15 protein-coding genes are annotated in these 14,598 nt (G+C 70.9%); 8 read left to right on the forward strand and 7 right to left on the reverse strand.

Annotated features, from left to right (window positions below; genetic code table 11):
• Positions 1 to 5: 5 nt before the first annotated feature.
• Complete coding sequence (locus ACWD4O_RS32540) at positions 6 to 494, reverse strand: GtrA family protein (RefSeq protein ID WP_451285382.1); 489 nt, start codon at positions 492 to 494, stop codon at positions 6 to 8.
• Positions 495 to 692: 198 nt separating this feature from the next.
• Here ACWD4O_RS32540 and ACWD4O_RS32545 point away from each other — a divergent pair, with 198 nt between their 5' ends.
• The 4 genes from ACWD4O_RS32545 to ACWD4O_RS32560 all read left to right on the forward strand — a co-directional run bounded on the left by ACWD4O_RS32545 (position 693) and on the right by ACWD4O_RS32560 (position 4,921).
• A complete protein-coding gene (locus ACWD4O_RS32545; protein ID WP_451285384.1) occupies positions 693 to 1,832 on the forward strand; it encodes a 5-(carboxyamino)imidazole ribonucleotide synthase in 1,140 nt (379 codons plus the stop codon).
• A complete protein-coding gene (purE, locus tag ACWD4O_RS32550; protein WP_351918230.1) occupies positions 1,829 to 2,362 on the forward strand; it encodes a 5-(carboxyamino)imidazole ribonucleotide mutase in 534 nt (177 codons plus the stop codon). Before ACWD4O_RS32545 ends, purE begins: the two co-directional genes overlap by 4 nt.
• An 8-nt stretch (positions 2,363 to 2,370) precedes the next feature.
• On the forward strand, positions 2,371 to 3,561 hold the full coding sequence (locus ACWD4O_RS32555) for a dipeptidase (RefSeq protein WP_451285452.1): 1,191 nt from the start codon (positions 2,371 to 2,373) through the stop codon (positions 3,559 to 3,561).
• Positions 3,562 to 3,682: 121 nt separating this feature from the next.
• Positions 3,683 to 4,921, forward strand: coding sequence for a dipeptidase (locus ACWD4O_RS32560; RefSeq protein WP_451285454.1), 1,239 nt, complete (start codon positions 3,683 to 3,685; stop codon positions 4,919 to 4,921).
• Positions 4,922 to 4,926: 5 nt separating this feature from the next.
• Here ACWD4O_RS32560 and ACWD4O_RS32565 read toward each other — a convergent pair whose 3' ends face one another.
• On the reverse strand, positions 4,927 to 5,331 hold the full coding sequence (locus ACWD4O_RS32565; RefSeq protein WP_451285386.1) for a VOC family protein: 405 nt from the start codon (positions 5,329 to 5,331) through the stop codon (positions 4,927 to 4,929).
• Between the two features lie 47 nt (positions 5,332 to 5,378).
• Positions 5,379 to 5,741, reverse strand: coding sequence for a VOC family protein (locus tag ACWD4O_RS32570; protein ID WP_451285388.1), 363 nt, complete (start codon positions 5,739 to 5,741; stop codon positions 5,379 to 5,381).
• A gap of 82 nt (positions 5,742 to 5,823) precedes the next feature.
• Between ACWD4O_RS32570 and ACWD4O_RS32575 the strand changes: the two genes are divergently transcribed.
• Entirely contained in the window at positions 5,824 to 6,330 is a 507-nt protein-coding gene (locus tag ACWD4O_RS32575; protein ID WP_451285390.1) for a CGNR zinc finger domain-containing protein, read from the forward strand.
• 116 nt (positions 6,331 to 6,446) lie between these two features.
• Here the strand turns inward: ACWD4O_RS32575 and ACWD4O_RS32580 are convergent, their stop codons facing one another.
• The gene (locus ACWD4O_RS32580; RefSeq protein ID WP_451285392.1) at positions 6,447 to 7,790 is read right to left on the reverse strand and encodes a UDP-glucose dehydrogenase family protein; all 1,344 of its coding nucleotides are present in this window, start codon (positions 7,788 to 7,790) and stop codon (positions 6,447 to 6,449) included.
• A gap of 201 nt (positions 7,791 to 7,991) precedes the next feature.
• Between ACWD4O_RS32580 and ACWD4O_RS32585 the strand changes: the two genes are divergently transcribed.
• Positions 7,992 to 9,149 carry an acyl-CoA dehydrogenase family protein gene (locus tag ACWD4O_RS32585; protein WP_351918218.1) on the forward strand — a complete coding sequence of 386 codons (1,158 nt, stop codon included), beginning with the start codon at positions 7,992 to 7,994 and terminating at the stop codon, positions 9,147 to 9,149.
• Between the two features lie 22 nt (positions 9,150 to 9,171).
• On the opposite strand, the gene ACWD4O_RS32590 is transcribed toward ACWD4O_RS32585, so the two are convergent.
• Positions 9,172 to 9,732, reverse strand: a complete 561-nt coding sequence (locus tag ACWD4O_RS32590) for an acyl-CoA thioesterase (RefSeq protein WP_451285394.1) — start codon at positions 9,730 to 9,732, stop codon at positions 9,172 to 9,174.
• 338 nt (positions 9,733 to 10,070) lie between these two features.
• Between ACWD4O_RS32590 and ACWD4O_RS32595 the strand changes: the two genes are divergently transcribed.
• Positions 10,071 to 11,363 carry an LCP family protein gene (locus ACWD4O_RS32595; RefSeq protein ID WP_451285396.1) on the forward strand — a complete coding sequence of 431 codons (1,293 nt, stop codon included), beginning with the start codon at positions 10,071 to 10,073 and terminating at the stop codon, positions 11,361 to 11,363.
• 84 nt (positions 11,364 to 11,447) lie between these two features.
• Here the strand turns inward: ACWD4O_RS32595 and ACWD4O_RS32600 are convergent, their stop codons facing one another.
• Positions 11,448 to 11,810 carry a four-helix bundle copper-binding protein gene (locus ACWD4O_RS32600; protein WP_351918212.1) on the reverse strand — a complete coding sequence of 121 codons (363 nt, stop codon included), beginning with the start codon at positions 11,808 to 11,810 and terminating at the stop codon, positions 11,448 to 11,450.
• A 120-nt stretch (positions 11,811 to 11,930) separates the two neighbouring features.
• A complete protein-coding gene (locus tag ACWD4O_RS32605) occupies positions 11,931 to 13,391 on the reverse strand; it encodes an LCP family protein (protein WP_451285398.1) in 1,461 nt (486 codons plus the stop codon).
• Between the two features lie 134 nt (positions 13,392 to 13,525).
• Here ACWD4O_RS32605 and ACWD4O_RS32610 point away from each other — a divergent pair, with 134 nt between their 5' ends.
• Complete coding sequence (locus ACWD4O_RS32610) at positions 13,526 to 14,572, forward strand: glycosyltransferase family 2 protein (protein ID WP_451285400.1); 1,047 nt, start codon at positions 13,526 to 13,528, stop codon at positions 14,570 to 14,572.
• Positions 14,573 to 14,598 lie beyond the last annotated feature (26 nt).

Consider the following 14,598-nt stretch of genomic DNA (forward strand, 5'->3'; position numbering starts at 1 on the left):
GTCCTTCAGCTCACGCGCTGCGTGGCCTTCGGCTCCAGGAACGACTCCGCGCTGGCCACGGCCTCCTTGGCCGGCAGCGTGCGGAACACCCAGGTGCGGTACGACCAGAACCGGAACAGCGTCGCGACGCCGATCCCGACGAACTTGAAGACATTGCTCTGCAGCGGGCTGTCCCACCCGAACCCGTACGTCGCCGCGAACAGCAGCCCGTTCTCGATCACCAGGCCCACCGCGCTGAACAGCAGGAACAGCGTCAGTTCCTTCGTGCGCCCGCTCTTGTCGCGGTCACGGTAGGTGAAGTAGCGGAACCCGACGTAGTTGAAGACGATGGCCACGACGGTGGCTATGACACTCGCCCGCACCACCTGCAGATCGGTGACATGCCGTACAAAGTTGAACACTCCGAGGTTGACCAGCACTCCCGCGCCGCCCACGGCACCGAACTTGGCCAGCTCTCGGACGATCCTCTTCAGCCCCGAGGAACCATGTGCCATGGTCGTACAGGCCCCCGTCCGGGTCCGGTTTCGTCAACCCAACCATGCTAACCACCACTCTTGTCGGTTTCCTGTGGTCCACCTCACGGGCCCGTGACCAGCGGGGGAGATGCGGGGAAACAAACGGTATGAGGCGGGGAAGGGCCGGGTAAGAGGCACGGAATTCGGCCGCGGTGGCGTGGCCGATACCCTGGGGGCGTGACGTTCCCGGTAGTCGGCATGGTCGGCGGAGGCCAGCTCGCTCGTATGACACACGAGGCAGGCATCCCGCTCGGCATCAGGTTCAAGCTCCTCAGTGACACCCCACAGGATTCCGCGGCGCAGGTCGTGAGCGATGTCGTCATCGGCGACTACCGCGATCTCGACACGCTGCGTGAGTTCGCACGCGGGTGCGATGTGATCACTTTCGATCACGAACACGTACCCACCGAGCACCTCAGGGCGCTGGAGGCGGACGGCATCCCCGTCCGCCCGGGCCCCGACGCGCTCGTGCACGCCCAGGACAAGGGGGTGATGCGCGCGAAGCTCGACGCGATCGGCGTCCCGTGCCCCAGGCACCGGATCGTGACCGACCCGGCGGACGTCGTCGCGTTCGCCGCCGAGGGCGAGGGCTTCCCGGTGGTCCTCAAGACCGTCCGCGGCGGCTACGACGGCAAGGGCGTGTGGGTCGTCGACTCGGTCGAGGAGGCGGCGGACCCCTTCCGGGCCGGCGTCCCCGTGCTGGCGGAGGAGAAGGTCGACTACGTCCGCGAGCTCGCCGCCAACGTCGTCCGCTCCCCGCACGGCCAGGCCGTCGCCTACCCGGTCGTCGAGTCGCAGCAGGTGAACGGCGTCTGTGACACGGTCATAGCCCCGGCCCCCGACCTGGACGAGACCCTCGCCCTGAAGGCCGAGGAGATGGCGCTGCGCATCGCCAAGGAACTGAACGTGGTGGGCCACCTCGCCGTCGAGCTGTTCCAGACCCGCGACGGCCGCATCCTCGTCAACGAACTGGCCATGCGCCCGCACAACTCGGGTCACTGGAGCCAGGACGGTGCGATCACGTCCCAGTTCGCCAACCACGTCCGCGCGGTCCTCGACCTGCCCCTGGGCGACCCGCGCCCGCGCGCGAAGTGGACGGTCATGGTCAACGTCCTGGGCGGCGACTACCCGGACATGTACTCCGCGTACCTGCACTGCATGGCCCGCGACCCCAAGCTGAAGATCCACATGTACGGCAAGGACGTGAAGCCCGGCCGCAAGGTGGGCCACGTCAACACCTACGGCGACGACCTGGACGACGTCCTCGAACGCGCCCGTCACGCAGCCGGTTACCTGAGAGGCACGATCACCGAATGAGCCCTGTTGCAGGCCCCGTCGTAGGCATCGTCATGGGGTCGGACTCCGACTGGCCCGTCATGGAGGCCGCCGCGCAGGCCCTCGACGAGTTCGAGATCGACTACGAGGTCGACGTCGTCTCCGCGCACCGCATGCCGCGCGAGATGGTCGCCTACGGCGAGCAGGCGGCCGAGCGGGGACTGAAGGTCGTCATCGCCGGCGCCGGGGGCGCCGCCCACCTGCCCGGCATGCTCGCCTCCGTGACCCCGCTCCCGGTCATCGGCGTGCCCGTGCCGCTGAAGTACCTGGACGGCATGGACTCGCTGCTGTCCATCGTGCAGATGCCGGCCGGCGTCCCCGTCGCCACCGTCTCGGTCGCCGGCGCGCGCAACGCGGGCCTGCTCGCCGTCCGCATCCTCGCCGCCCACGACCAGGATCTGCAGGCCCGGATGCGCGACTTCCAGCAGGAGCTCAACGACCAGGCCACCGAGAAGGGCAAGCGCCTGCGCGCCAAGGTCGAGGGCTCGAACGGCTTCGGCTTCGGGAAGTGACGCGCGAAGTGACGGAGCCGACCTCCCTGGCCGCCGCCCGCGAACTCCTGCGCGAGTTCCCGGTCGTCGACGGCCACAACGACCTGCCCTGGGCGCTGCGCGAGCAGCCGGTCCGCTACGACCTCGACGCCCGCGACATCGCCGCGCACCAGCACGGCCATCTGCACACCGACATCCCCCGGCTGCGCGAGGGCGGCGTCGGCGCGCAGTACTGGTCCGTGTTCGTGCGCTCGGACCTGCCCGACGCGGTCCCGGCGACGCTGGAACAGATCGACTGCGTACGGCAGCTCATCGCCCGCAACCCGCAGCACCTCAGGGCCGCGTTCACCGCCGCCGACATGCAGGCCGCCCGGGCGGAGGGCCGGATCGCCTCGCTGATGGGCGCGGAGGGCGGTCACTCCATCGCCAACTCGCTCGGCACCCTGCGCGGCCTGTACGCGCTCGGCGTGCGCTACCTGACGCTCACCCACAACGACAACGTGGACTGGGCGGACTCCGCGACCGACGAGCCCGGGGTCGGCGGTCTGTCCGCGTTCGGCCGCGAGGTCGTGCGCGAGATGAACCGCGAGGGCATGCTGGTCGACCTCTCGCACGTGGCCGCGACGACGATGCGGGACGCGCTGGACGCGACCGCCGCGCCGGTGATCTTCTCCCACTCCTCGTCGCGTGCGGTCTGCGACCACCCCCGCAACATCCCGGACGACGTCCTGGAGCGCCTGCCCGTCAACGGGGGCATGGCGATGGTGACGTTCGTGCCGAAGTTCGTCCTGCAGGCGGCGGTCGACTGGACGGCCGCGGCCGACGACAACATGCGCGCCCACGGCTTCCACCACCTCGCCACCACCCCGGAGGCGATGAAGGTCCACCGGGCCTTCGAGGAGACCCACCCCCGTCCCGTCGCCACCGTCGCCACGGTCGCCGACCACCTCGACCACATGCGCGAGGTCGCCGGCATCGACCATCTCGGCATCGGCGGCGACTACGACGGCACGGCCTTCACCCCCGACGGCCTCGACGACGTCTCCGGCTACCCCAACCTGATCGCGGAGCTGCTCGACCGCGGCTGGTCCAGGCCCGACCTCGCCAAGCTGACCTGGCAGAACGCGGTCCGGGTGCTGGGCGCGGCGGAGGACGTCGCCCGTGACCTGCGGACGGCCCGCGCACCGTCCAACGCGACGATCGAGTCACTGGACGGCTGACCCGCACCGTGGACGGGGCCGCCGGGGACGCCGGTTACCCCCGAACGCCCCGTCCACCAGGAAGCGCGCCGCCCGCCGTGCGACGGTGACCGTACTGCTGATCGAACGTACGGAGACCGCCATGGCCGACCTCCAGGACGAGCTGCACACCCTTCCCGAGGCCGGCGACCGCGACGACGAACGCGACAAACGCGATAAACGCCATGACGAGCGCGGCGAACGCGATGACGAAGGCGACGAACGCGGCGATGACGTGCGGGCGGCCGTCGCCTTCACCCCGGTCTCGCCGGTCTCGCCGGGCACCCCAGTCTCGCCGGTCACCCCTGTCACCCCGGTCGCACCCGAGCCCGAGACCAGCCCGCTGGACCGCGCCCGTGCCCTCCTCGCCGCTCACCCCGTCGCCGACGGCTACAGCGGACTGCCCTGGGCCCTGCGCCATCTGCCCTGGTACGACCTCCAGCTCGGCGAGAGCGCCGTCGACACCGATGTGCCCCGGCTGCGCGAAGGCCACGTCGGCGCGCTGCTCTGGTCGCTGCACCTGCCCGACGGGCTCGCCGCCGACCGGGCCGTCGGCGCGACCCTGGAGCAGCTGGACCTCGTCCGGTCGGTGATCGCCACGCACCCCGACGGGCTGCGGCTGGCCCGCACCGCCGGGCAGGTCATCGACGCCCGCAACTGCGGCCGGGTCGCCGTCGTCCTGGGCCCGGCCACGGCCGCCGCGCTCGACGACTCGCTCGGCATCCTGCGCGTCCTGCACTCCCTCGGACTGCGTGTCCTGACCCTCTCCGGCACCACCTGGGCGAGCGAGGCGGGGCTGACCCGGTTCGGCGAGGAGGTCGTGCGCGAGATGAACCGGCTCGGCGTCCTCGCCGACCTCTCCGGCGCCTCCGACACCACCGTCAGCCGTGCCCTCACGCTCTCCAAGACGCCGGTCCTGTGCACCCGCTCCGCCGCCCGCGCCCTGCGCCCCCACCCCGACAACCTGCCCGACGGGCTGCTGGCCGAGCTGGGTGCGGCCAAGGGCCTGTGCCTGGTGCCGCTGACCGCCGAGCAGACCGGCCCGAGCGTCCGGGACGTCGCCGACCATCTCGACCATGTCCGCGCGATCGCCGGCCCGGGCTGCGTCGGCCTGTCCGGCACCTACGACTCGGGAGCCGCCCACCCGCAGGGCCTCGCCGACGCCTCCGGCTACCCGCACCTGATCGCCGAGCTGCTCCACCGAGGCTGGCCGGACCCCGACATCGCCCTGCTGACCTGGGGAAACATGCAGCGCGTCCTCCGCACGGCGGACTTCGCCTCCCGAGCGGCACAGGAACGCCGGGAGCCCTCGACGGCGCGCATCGCCCACCTGGACGGCTGATCCGCTCAGGTCAGGGGCTTCTCGATCCGGCACAGACAGAACGGATGGCCCGCCGGATCGGCGTACACCTGGAAGTCCTTCTTCTCCCGGTCCTGAAGGTCCAGCGGCCGCGCGCCCAGCGCCAGCACCCGCTCGTGGGCCGCGTCGATCTCCGCCCAGGTGGAGCCGGCGTCGAGGTCGATGTGGAACTGCTGCCCGTTGCGGTCGGAGCGCGGCCATTCCGGCGGGGTGTACTGCGCGACCTCCTGGAAGCCGAGCCGGGGACCGCCGGGCACCTGGAGGACGACCCAGTCCTCCTCCCCTTCCTCCCACTCGGGGACGCCGCCCACGACCGCCGCGTAGAACTCGGCGAGCGCACGCGGATCGGGACAGTCGAGCACGACGTTGCGGAAACGGGCGACGGGCGACATGAATTCTCCTGACTCGAAGGCCGGCGGTTTCGACAGTCCGGGCGGTTTCAGGACGTGCACAGACAGAACGGGTGCCCGGCCGGATCCGCGTACACCCGCCAGCCGCGCGAGCGGTCCTCCGTGTCCAGCGGCTTCGCGCCCAGCGCGAGCACACCCCGCTCGGCCGCGTCCAGGTCGTCGACGGTGAGGTCCAGATGGAACTGCTGCGAGTGCTCGGGCGCGGGCCACGCGGGCGGCACGAACCCGGGTGCGGCCTGGAAGGCCAGCGAGTGACCGCCGGGCACCTTCACATCCACCCACTCCCCGTCGTCGCTCTCGACGCTGCCGCCCAGCACCTCGGCGTAGAAACGGGCGAGCGCACGCGGGTCGGGACAGTCCAGGACGACGACACCCAGCTCGGCGAGAGCCATGACTCCTCCTCGGGTTACCTGATACGGCCGCTAGAAGGTAACGGTTACTGCATGCTCCCGCATGGGAGGTAACGTCGCAAGCATGAATGCGCGATCGGCCGCCCCCGGGGAACTGGCCCTGGTGGAGTCCCTGGTGAACACGCTGGACCTGGAGTCGGGCGCCGACTCGCTGGACACGGCGGACGGCCGGGCGCGGTTCGGGCTCACCGACGACGAGGACGACCTGGCGCGCGCCCGTGAGCTGCGCGAGTCCCTGCGCGTGGCCCTGCTCGCCCACGCGGGCCACGCACCGCACCGCGAGGTCGCCCCGCTGGGCGAGCTGCTGGCGTCCGCGCCCCTGCTGGTGACCGTCGACGAGACCGACGGCTCAGCTCGTCTGACCCCCGCGGACGGCGCCCCGCTGCTCTCCCGGACGGCCGCCGCCGTGGCGGCCGCGCTGATCGCGGGCACCTGGACCCGGCTGAAGGCCTGCGAGGCCGTGACCTGCCACTGGGCGTACTACGACCGCAGTCCGGCGGGCCGGGGCCGCTGGTGCTCGATGCAGGTGTGCGGGGCGCGGGCCAAGATGCGCCGCTACCGCGCGAAGTAGTTCACCACTCGCCGCACAGGTCTGTGGTGCAGAATGCAACAAGACGCCGGTTCGGCCGACTGAGCCTCGGCCGAACCGGCGTCGCTGTGCGCCCGCGACGGATGCGGTGGATGCGGCTATGCGGTCGGGCGTCCCATCGCCCGGTAGGTCCACCCGGCCTTGCGCCACAGCACGGGGTCGAGCGCGTTGCGGCCGTCGAGGATCAGCCGGCTCGTCGCGACCTCGCCGAGCACCGCCGGGTCCAGCTCCCGGAACTCCCGCCACTCGGTGAGGTGCAGGACGACGTCGGCGCCCCGTACGGCCTCCAGGGCCGAGTCGGCGTAGCCGAGGGTCGGGAAGACCCGGCGGGCGTTCGCCATCCCCTTCGGGTCGTACACCGTGACCTGTCCGCCCTGGAGGTGGATCTGCCCGGCGACGTTGAGGGCGGGCGAGTCCCGGACGTCGTCCGAGTCGGGCTTGAAGGTGGCGCCGAGCACGGCGACCCGCTTGCCCAGGAAGGACCCGCCGCCCAGCGCCTGCCGGGCCAGCTCGACCATCCGACCGCGCTGGCGCATGTTGATCGAGTCGATCTCGCGCAGGAAGGTGAGCGCCTGGTCGGCGCCCAGCTCACCGGCGCGGGCCATGAAGGCGCGGATGTCCTTGGGCAGACAGCCGCCGCCGAAGCCGATCCCGGCCCGCAGGAACTTCTTGCCGATCCGGTCGTCGTAGCCGATGGCCTCGGCCAGCTTGGCGACGTCGCCGCCGCCGGCCTCGCACACCTCCGCCATGGCGTTGATGAAGGAGATCTTGGTGGCGAGGAAGGAGTTCGCCGCGGTCTTCACCAGCTCGGCGGTGGGGAAGTCCGTGACGACGAACGGCGTCCCTTCCCCGACCGGCGTCTCGTACACCTGCCGCAGCACCGCCTCGGCCCGCTCGCTGCGCACCCCGACGACGATCCGGTCCGGGTGCAGCGTGTCCTGGACCGCGAAGCCCTCCCGCAGGAACTCCGGGTTCCAGGCGAGCTCGGCGTCCTCCCCGGCGGGCGCCAGCTCGACGATCGTCCGGGCCAGCCGCTCGGCGGTTCCCACGGGCACGGTCGACTTGCCGACGACGAGGGCGGGCCGCGTCAGATGCGGAGCGAGGGACGCGATCGCGGACTCGATGTACGACATGTCGGCGGCGTACTCGCCGTGCTTCTGCGGAGTGTTCACGCAGACGAAGTGGACGTCGCCGAAGGCCCCCACCTCGGCCCAGTCCTGGGTGAACCGCAGCCGCCCGCTGGTCCCCTCGAACCCGGCGACATGCCGGCGCAGCAGCTCCTCGAGCCCCGGCTCGTACATCGGGGTCTCGCCGCGCTCGAGCATCTCGATCTTCTCTGGCACGACGTCGAGAGCGAGCACCTCGAAGCCCAGCTCGGCCATGGCCGCGGCGTGCGTGGCGCCGAGATAGCCGGTGCCGATCACGGTGATCTTGAGGGCCATGAATGCTCCAGACGGGGGATGCCGACACTGCGCGCCCGAGCATAGTCGGGGCATGTCGTGGCCCCTCACCGGGCAGATCTTGACGGGGGTGCCCCTTGTCGCCAAACTCACGTGCCACTCGGTCGGGAGGGCCCCTAAAATTTGAGTTACTTAACGGTAATTAGCGTCGTGAACCGCAGCGTATTTGGAGCGTGAGACACCTTGTCCGGATCGGCTGACTTCGACCTGTACCGCCCGTCCGAGGAGCACGACATGCTCCGCGACGCCATCCGCTCGCTGTCCGAGGCGAAGATCGCGCCGTACGCCGCCGCGGTGGACGAGGAGGCCCGCTTCCCGCAGGAGGCGCTGGACGCGCTGGTGGCGAGCGATCTGCACGCGGTGCACGTACCCGAGTCGTACGGCGGCGCGGGCGCGGACGCCCTGGCGACGGTGATCGTCATCGAGGAGGTGGCCCGCGCCTGCGTGTCCTCCTCCCTCATCCCCGCGGTGAACAAGCTGGGCTCGCTCCCGGTGATCCTCTCCGGCTCCGAGGACCTGAAGAAGAAGTACCTGACGCCGCTGGCCAAGGGCGACGCGATGTTCTCGTACGCCCTCTCCGAGCCGGACGCGGGCTCGGACGCGGGCGGCATGAAGACCAAGGCGGTCCGCGACGGCGACCACTGGATCCTGAACGGCGTGAAGCGCTGGATCACCAACGCCGGCGTGAGCGAGTACTACACGGTGATGGCCGTGACCGACCCCACCAAGCGCACCAAGGGCATCTCGGCCTTCGTCGTGGAGAAGTCCGACCCGGGAGTCTCCTTCGGCGCCCCGGAGAAGAAGCTGGGCATCAAGGGCTCCCCGACCCGCGAGGTCTACCTCGACAACGTGCGCATCCCGGCGGACCGCATGATCGGCGAGGAGGGCACCGGCTTCGCGACCGCGATGAAGACCCTGGACCACACCCGCATCACGATCGCCGCCCAGGCGCTGGGCGTCGCCCAGGGCGCGTTCGACTACGCCAAGGGCTATGTCCAGGAGCGCAAGCAGTTCGGCAAGGCGATCGCCGACTTCCAGGGCATCCAGTTCATGCTCGCCGACATGGCCATGAAGATCGAGGCCGCCCGCGCCCTCACCTACCAGGCCGCGGCCGCCTCCGAACGCCTCGACTCCGACCTCACCTTCCAGGGCGCGGCCGCCAAGTGCTTCGCCTCGGACGTCGCGATGGAGGTCACCACGGACGCCGTCCAGCTCCTCGGCGGCTACGGCTACACCCGTGACTACCCGGTGGAGCGCATGATGCGCGACGCCAAGATCACCCAGATCTACGAGGGCACCAACCAGGTCCAGCGGATCGTCATGGCGCGCAACCTGCCGTAACGGCCCCCGCGGGCCGTCCGGCTCAGTCCTCCAGCCCCTCCGCCACCCGTCGCTCGCGCAGTTCCCTGATCGCGCGGCGGCGGGCCAGGCGGTGGGTGCGGCGGATCTGGGCCTCCTGGTAGCGGCGTTCGTCGCGTTCCGTCTCCGGGACGACCGGGGGGACCGGGCGGGGTTTGCCGTCGGCGTCGACGGCGGCGAAGACCAGGTAGGCCGAGCCGACCTGGGTGGCCGGGGCGGACTCGTTCCAGCGCTCGGCCAGCACCCGGACGCCGACCTCCATCGAGGTCCGGCCGGTCCAGTTCACCTGGGCCTTCACATGGACGAGGTCGCCGACCCGGACCGGCTCCAGGAACGCCATCTCGTCCATGGACGCGGTCACGGCGGGCCCGCCGGAGTGCCGGCCGGCCACGGCGCCCGCCGCGTCGTCCACAAGCTTCATGATCACACCGCCGTGCACCGTGCCCAACAGGTTGGTGTCGTTGTGGCCCATGATGTGGCTGAGGGTGGTGCGGGACGCGGATGTGGGCTTGCCCGGGATGTCCGGGCTGCTGCCCGAGTCCGCCGCGGTGACCTGGTCTGTCATGTCCTCCACCTTAGAGCCTGTGTCACATCCCCGGCCGGGCGCGCGACGCCTGGCACGCACGCTCGCCGCGTTGCCGAAACGCCCTAGTAGCTCCTCCCCCACGCTCGGCTTCGCTCGCGCGGGGGCACCCCCATCGAGAGCGCTCCGGCGCCTTGCGATCTGGGGGTCCCCCCTCTGGGGGAGCACCAGACGCCGCGCGCTGATCCGGCCGGGGATGTGACACAGGCTCTTATGCCGAGGGGGACGACTCGGGACTTTGTGTCAGCTTGGCAACAGCGGGGCTGTGATTTTCCGACGCCCCTGTATAGGACACAGCAGTGACCTGCACACTGGTCCGCATGAACGATTGGCCCGAGGGATGGTCCGACAACGACCGCGGCAACCGGTACGGAAGCGGCAGCGCGAGCGCACAGCCCGAGAGCGCCCGCGTCATGCGGCAGGTCCGCCGTGGCCCGGCCGCCCCGCCGAGCGGCGCCGGCGTCCCGCCGCAGCCGTCGTACGTCAACGGTCAGGGACACAGCGACTACACGAACGCCCAGCAGACCGGGTACGACAGCGGCTACAGCTCGGGCCAGGTCTACGGCGGCGACCCCGGTGGACCGGGGGGACCGGCCGGCCCGGGGGGCTACGACACCCGCGCCCCGCGCCCCGCGCCCAACTGGCGCCGCCGCATCAAGTGGACGGCGATCTCGGTCGTGACCGTGCTGGTCGTGACGGCCGTCGGCACGTACTTCTGGGCCGACTCCAAGCTCCAGCGCGACGTCGACCTGTCGAAGGTCATCGACCGGCCCGAGGCGGGCGAGGGCACGAACTACCTCATCGTCGGCTCCGACAGCCGTGAGGGCATGTCCGCCGAGGAGAAGAAGGAACTGCACACCGGTTCCGCCGAGGGCAAGCGCACGGACTCGATGATGATCCTGCACACCGGCTCCAACGGCGACACCCTGATCTCGCTGCCCCGCGACTCCGACGTGGAGATCCCGTCGTTCGTCGGCTCCGAGTCCGGCAAGACGTACAAGGGCACCGGCCGGCACGTGAAGCTGAACGCGGCCTACGCCGAGGACGGCCCGGAACTGCTGGTGCGCACGGTCGAGTTCAACACCGGCCTGCGCATCGACCACTACGTGGAGATCGGCTTCGCGGGCTTCGCGAACATCGTCGACTCGGTCGGCGGCGTCGAGATCGACATCCCGCAGGACATCAAGGACACCAAGTCCGGCGCCGACTTCAAGAAGGGCAAGCAGACCCTGAACGGCGAGGAGGCCCTCGCCTTCGTCCGCACCCGGTACGCGCTCGCGGGCTCCGACCTCGACCGCACGAAGAACCAGCAGAAGTTCCTCGCGGCCCTCGCCAGCCAGGTGGCCACCCCGGGCACGGTCCTCAACCCGTTCAAGCTGTACCCGACCATGGGCGCGGGCCTGGACTCCCTGATCGTCGACAAGGACATGGGCCTGTACGACCTGGCCTCCATGTTCTTCGCGATGAAGGGCGTCAACAGCGGCGACGGCAAGTCGATGAACATGCCGATCTCCGGCTCCAGCGGCAGCAACCTCGTCTGGGACAAGGCGAAGGTGAAGACGCTGGTCAGCCAGCTGAAGAACGACGAGAAGGTCACCGTCTCGGGCAACTGAGCAACCGGACGCGACCAGGGGCGCCGGACGCGACCAGGGGCGCCCGCCGCGCGGCGGGCGCCCCTCGTCATGCGTGGGCGGCGGTCACATCGTGGCGCCGGCCATCGTGCGGCACATCTCGGCGCAGCGGCGACAGGACTCCGCGCAGCGCATCATCTGCGGATCGTCCGGCATGGACATACACGCCTCCGCGCACATGTCGCACGCCTTGGCGCACATCGCGCACATCTCGGCCGACATGGGCGAGCGCCGCATCATCATGTCGGCGCACATACGGGTCGTCTCGGAGCAGTCCAGGAGCGCGCGCATGATCTGCATCTGGGCCTGGCCGCCCATCTGCATGCAGGAGCTCATGGTCTCCTCGCACATGCTGTGGCAGGACATGCACGCCTCGACGCAGTCCTGCATCTGCTTGCTCATGGCGTTCATGGTTCCGGGCTGGGTCATGGCTCCTCCAGGGGGTGAGGGGGCCCGGGTCGGGCCCGAGCGTGCTCTTCCGACTTCCGTCCTACGCCCTGCGGCGGGCCCCCGCCATCGGGGAGCCTCCCCGCGGCCTCCCGAGGGCCCCTAGGGGCACCCCACCTCGTCCCCTCGCACCACTCCGAACTCACCCTGCTCCGCGTCCACCGCCCGTACCGTGCGCACCTGGCGGAAGTCCGTGCCCGCGATCACCTTCAGCGTCGCCCCGAGCCCCTTGACGGCGCGCAGCTCGCTGCCCGGCAGGGCAGTCGCGAGGGACTTCGCGGAGCGGTCCCAGCGGGGGTCGTAGGCGACGACCGTGCGCCGGGCGGAGGGGTCGGCCGCGCTGACCGGCTGCCGGGTCGTCCGGAAGCCCACCGCGGCCAGCGCCCGGTCCACCCGTCTGCCGAGGCCGACCGTGTGCGTGCCGTTCTCGACCTGGACCCGGATCTGCTGCGGGGCCACGTCCACCCGCGCGACCCGGCCGTCGAGGGAGCGGGCGGCCGTGGCGAGGGGCTTGTCGTCGCGCAGGGCCCTGAAGAGTCGCTGCGACTTCACCGGGTCCCACTTCAGCGTCGAGCCGATGCCCTTCACGAGGTATCCCATCCGGCCGATGGGGACGGTCGTGAACTCGGAGGAAGAAGGGGAGAACGTGCGCATCGCCCGGCCGAGGTCGAGCAGTTCGTCGGCGCCGAAGCCCCGGTCCGCGCGCACCGAGCCGAGCACCGCCCGGGTCACGTCCCGGAACCGCAGCGGGTTCAGCAGGATCCCGGAGGAGGTGGCGCGGTCCACCAGGGCCGCCAGGAAGCGCTGTTGACGTTTCATCCTGCCGAGGTCGGAGGAGCCGTCCGCGTGCCGGGAGCGGACGTACTGCAACGCCTCGCCGCCCATGAGCGTGTGCGCGCCCGGCGCCAGGTCCAGGCCCGTGTACGAGTCCTTCAGCGGCTTCGCGGTGCAGATCTTCACACCGCCGAGGACGTCCACCGTCTTCATGAAGCTGGTGAAGTCGACCTCCAGATAGTGGTCGATCTTCACATGCGTCATGTGCTCGACCGTGCGGACGGTCAACTGCGGGCCGCCCTCGGCGTACGCGGCGTTGATCTTGAGCGGGTGGCCGTGGTGCTGCTTGCCGGTGACCTGGTCGGTGTGCGGGGGAGTCTCGGCGTAGGAGTCGCGCGGCAGGCTGACCACGCTGGCCCGCTCCCGGTCCTCCGAGATGTGCACGATCATGATCGTGTCGGTGCAGTGGCAGGGGGCCCCGCCCAGGCGGTACCGGTGGCGCTCCGCCGCCGTGATCCGGTCGCGGCCGTCGGTGCCGACCAGCAGGACGTTCATGCCGTGGCCGGCCTGCGGACGGTTCTTCATGTCCTTGAAGGGGTCGACCCGGGCGATGTCCGCGTCGAGGCTGCTGATCACCGAGTGACCGATGCCGGCGGCGGCGAGCAGCACCACCGAGAGCGTGGTCGCCGCCCGTACGGCCCAGCGGGGCCGTCGGCGGCGAACGGGGGAACGCGGCACGCGGCGCCCGGGGTGCGGGCGGCGCGGGGACCGGAGCGGGGTGGTGGGCATGGGGGGCACCTCCGGGCGGCGACCGTGGGGCGGGGGAAGCCGTTCGCACAGTAGGCCCATACGATCTGCCGACCGGTGCAGCCGCACCCGGCGGGGCGGGCCGTGTCCCCCGTTCGCGGTAACGTGAGCGTCCTATGAACGCCAAGCCCGACGTGCAGCTCCCCGCCGTGTCCGTCATCATGCCCGTCCTCGACGAGGAGCGGCATCTGCGCGGAGCCGTCCAAGCGATCCTCGCGCAGGAGTATCCCGGCGAGATGGAGGTCGTGATCGCCATCGGTCCGTCCACGGACCGTACGGAAGAGATCGCGGCCGAGCTCGTGTCCGAGACTGCGTCCCACAAGAACAAGCGCGTGCGCACCGTCCCGAACCCCACCGGCCGCACGCCCGCCGCGCTCAACGCCGCGATCAAGGCCTCCCGCCACCCGATCGTCGTCCGCGTCGACGGGCACGGCATGCTCTCGCCCGACTACATCGCCACCGCCGTACGGCTCCTGGAGGAGACCGGCGCGCAGAACGTCGGCGGCATCATGCACGCCGAGGGCGAGAACGACTGGGAGCACGCGGTCGCCGCGGCCATGACCTCGAAGATCGGGGTCGGCAACGCCGCCTTCCACACGGGAGGGCAGGCCGGCCCGGCCGAGACCGTGTACCTCGGGGTCTTCCGGCGCGAGGCGCTGGAGCAACAGGGCGGCTACAACGAGGAGTTCATCCGCGCCCAGGACTGGGAGCTGAACTTCCGGATCAGGGAGGCCGGCGGGCTGATCTGGTTCTCGCCCGAGCTGAAGGTGTCCTACCGGCCGCGGCCGAGCGTGCGCGCACTCGCCAAGCAGTACAAGGACTACGGCCGTTGGCGGCACGTCGTGGCCCGCTACCACGAGGGCTCCATCAACCTGCGCTACCTCGCCCCGCCGACCGCGGTGTGCCTGATCGCGGCCGGCGTCGTGGTGGGCGCCGTGCTCACCCCGCTGGGCTTCGTGATCCCCGGCGGCTACCTCGCGGCGATAGTCGCCGGATCGCTGCCGGCGGGCAAGGGGCTGCCGGCGAAGGCCCGGCTGCAGATCCCCGTCGCCCTCGCCACCATGCACATGTGCTGGGGCTTCGGCTTCCTGACCAGCCCGAAAGCGCTGGCCAGGAAGGTCATCGCATCGCGCCGCCCCGCGGTCCTCAGCGACGCGCGCTGAGGACCCCGCTCCAGGAAACGGACCCG

It is taken from the genome of Streptomyces sp. NPDC002623, from assembly GCF_053592635.1.

Excerpts from the sequence above, each read along its gene's own strand:
- ACWD4O_RS32540 (WP_451285382.1), bottom strand. The coding sequence starts at position 494 with ATGGCACATGGTTCCTCGGGGCTGAAGAGGATCGTCCGAGAGCTGGCC.
- purE (WP_351918230.1), top strand. The coding sequence starts at position 1,829 with ATGAGCCCTGTTGCAGGCCCCGTCGTAGGCATCGTCATGGGGTCGGAC.
- ACWD4O_RS32560 (WP_451285454.1), top strand. The coding sequence starts at position 3,683 with ATGGCCGACCTCCAGGACGAGCTGCACACCCTTCCCGAGGCCGGCGAC.
- ACWD4O_RS32565 (WP_451285386.1), bottom strand. The coding sequence starts at position 5,331 with ATGTCGCCCGTCGCCCGTTTCCGCAACGTCGTGCTCGACTGTCCCGAT.
- ACWD4O_RS32570 (WP_451285388.1), bottom strand. The coding sequence starts at position 5,741 with ATGGCTCTCGCCGAGCTGGGTGTCGTCGTCCTGGACTGTCCCGACCCG.
- ACWD4O_RS32575 (WP_451285390.1), top strand. The coding sequence starts at position 5,824 with ATGAATGCGCGATCGGCCGCCCCCGGGGAACTGGCCCTGGTGGAGTCC.
- ACWD4O_RS32580 (WP_451285392.1), bottom strand. The coding sequence starts at position 7,790 with ATGGCCCTCAAGATCACCGTGATCGGCACCGGCTATCTCGGCGCCACG.
- ACWD4O_RS32590 (WP_451285394.1), bottom strand. The coding sequence starts at position 9,732 with ATGACAGACCAGGTCACCGCGGCGGACTCGGGCAGCAGCCCGGACATC.
- ACWD4O_RS32595 (WP_451285396.1), top strand. The coding sequence starts at position 10,071 with ATGAACGATTGGCCCGAGGGATGGTCCGACAACGACCGCGGCAACCGG.
- ACWD4O_RS32600 (WP_351918212.1), bottom strand. The coding sequence starts at position 11,810 with ATGACCCAGCCCGGAACCATGAACGCCATGAGCAAGCAGATGCAGGAC.
- ACWD4O_RS32605 (WP_451285398.1), bottom strand. The coding sequence starts at position 13,391 with ATGCCCACCACCCCGCTCCGGTCCCCGCGCCGCCCGCACCCCGGGCGC.
- ACWD4O_RS32610 (WP_451285400.1), top strand. The coding sequence starts at position 13,526 with ATGAACGCCAAGCCCGACGTGCAGCTCCCCGCCGTGTCCGTCATCATG.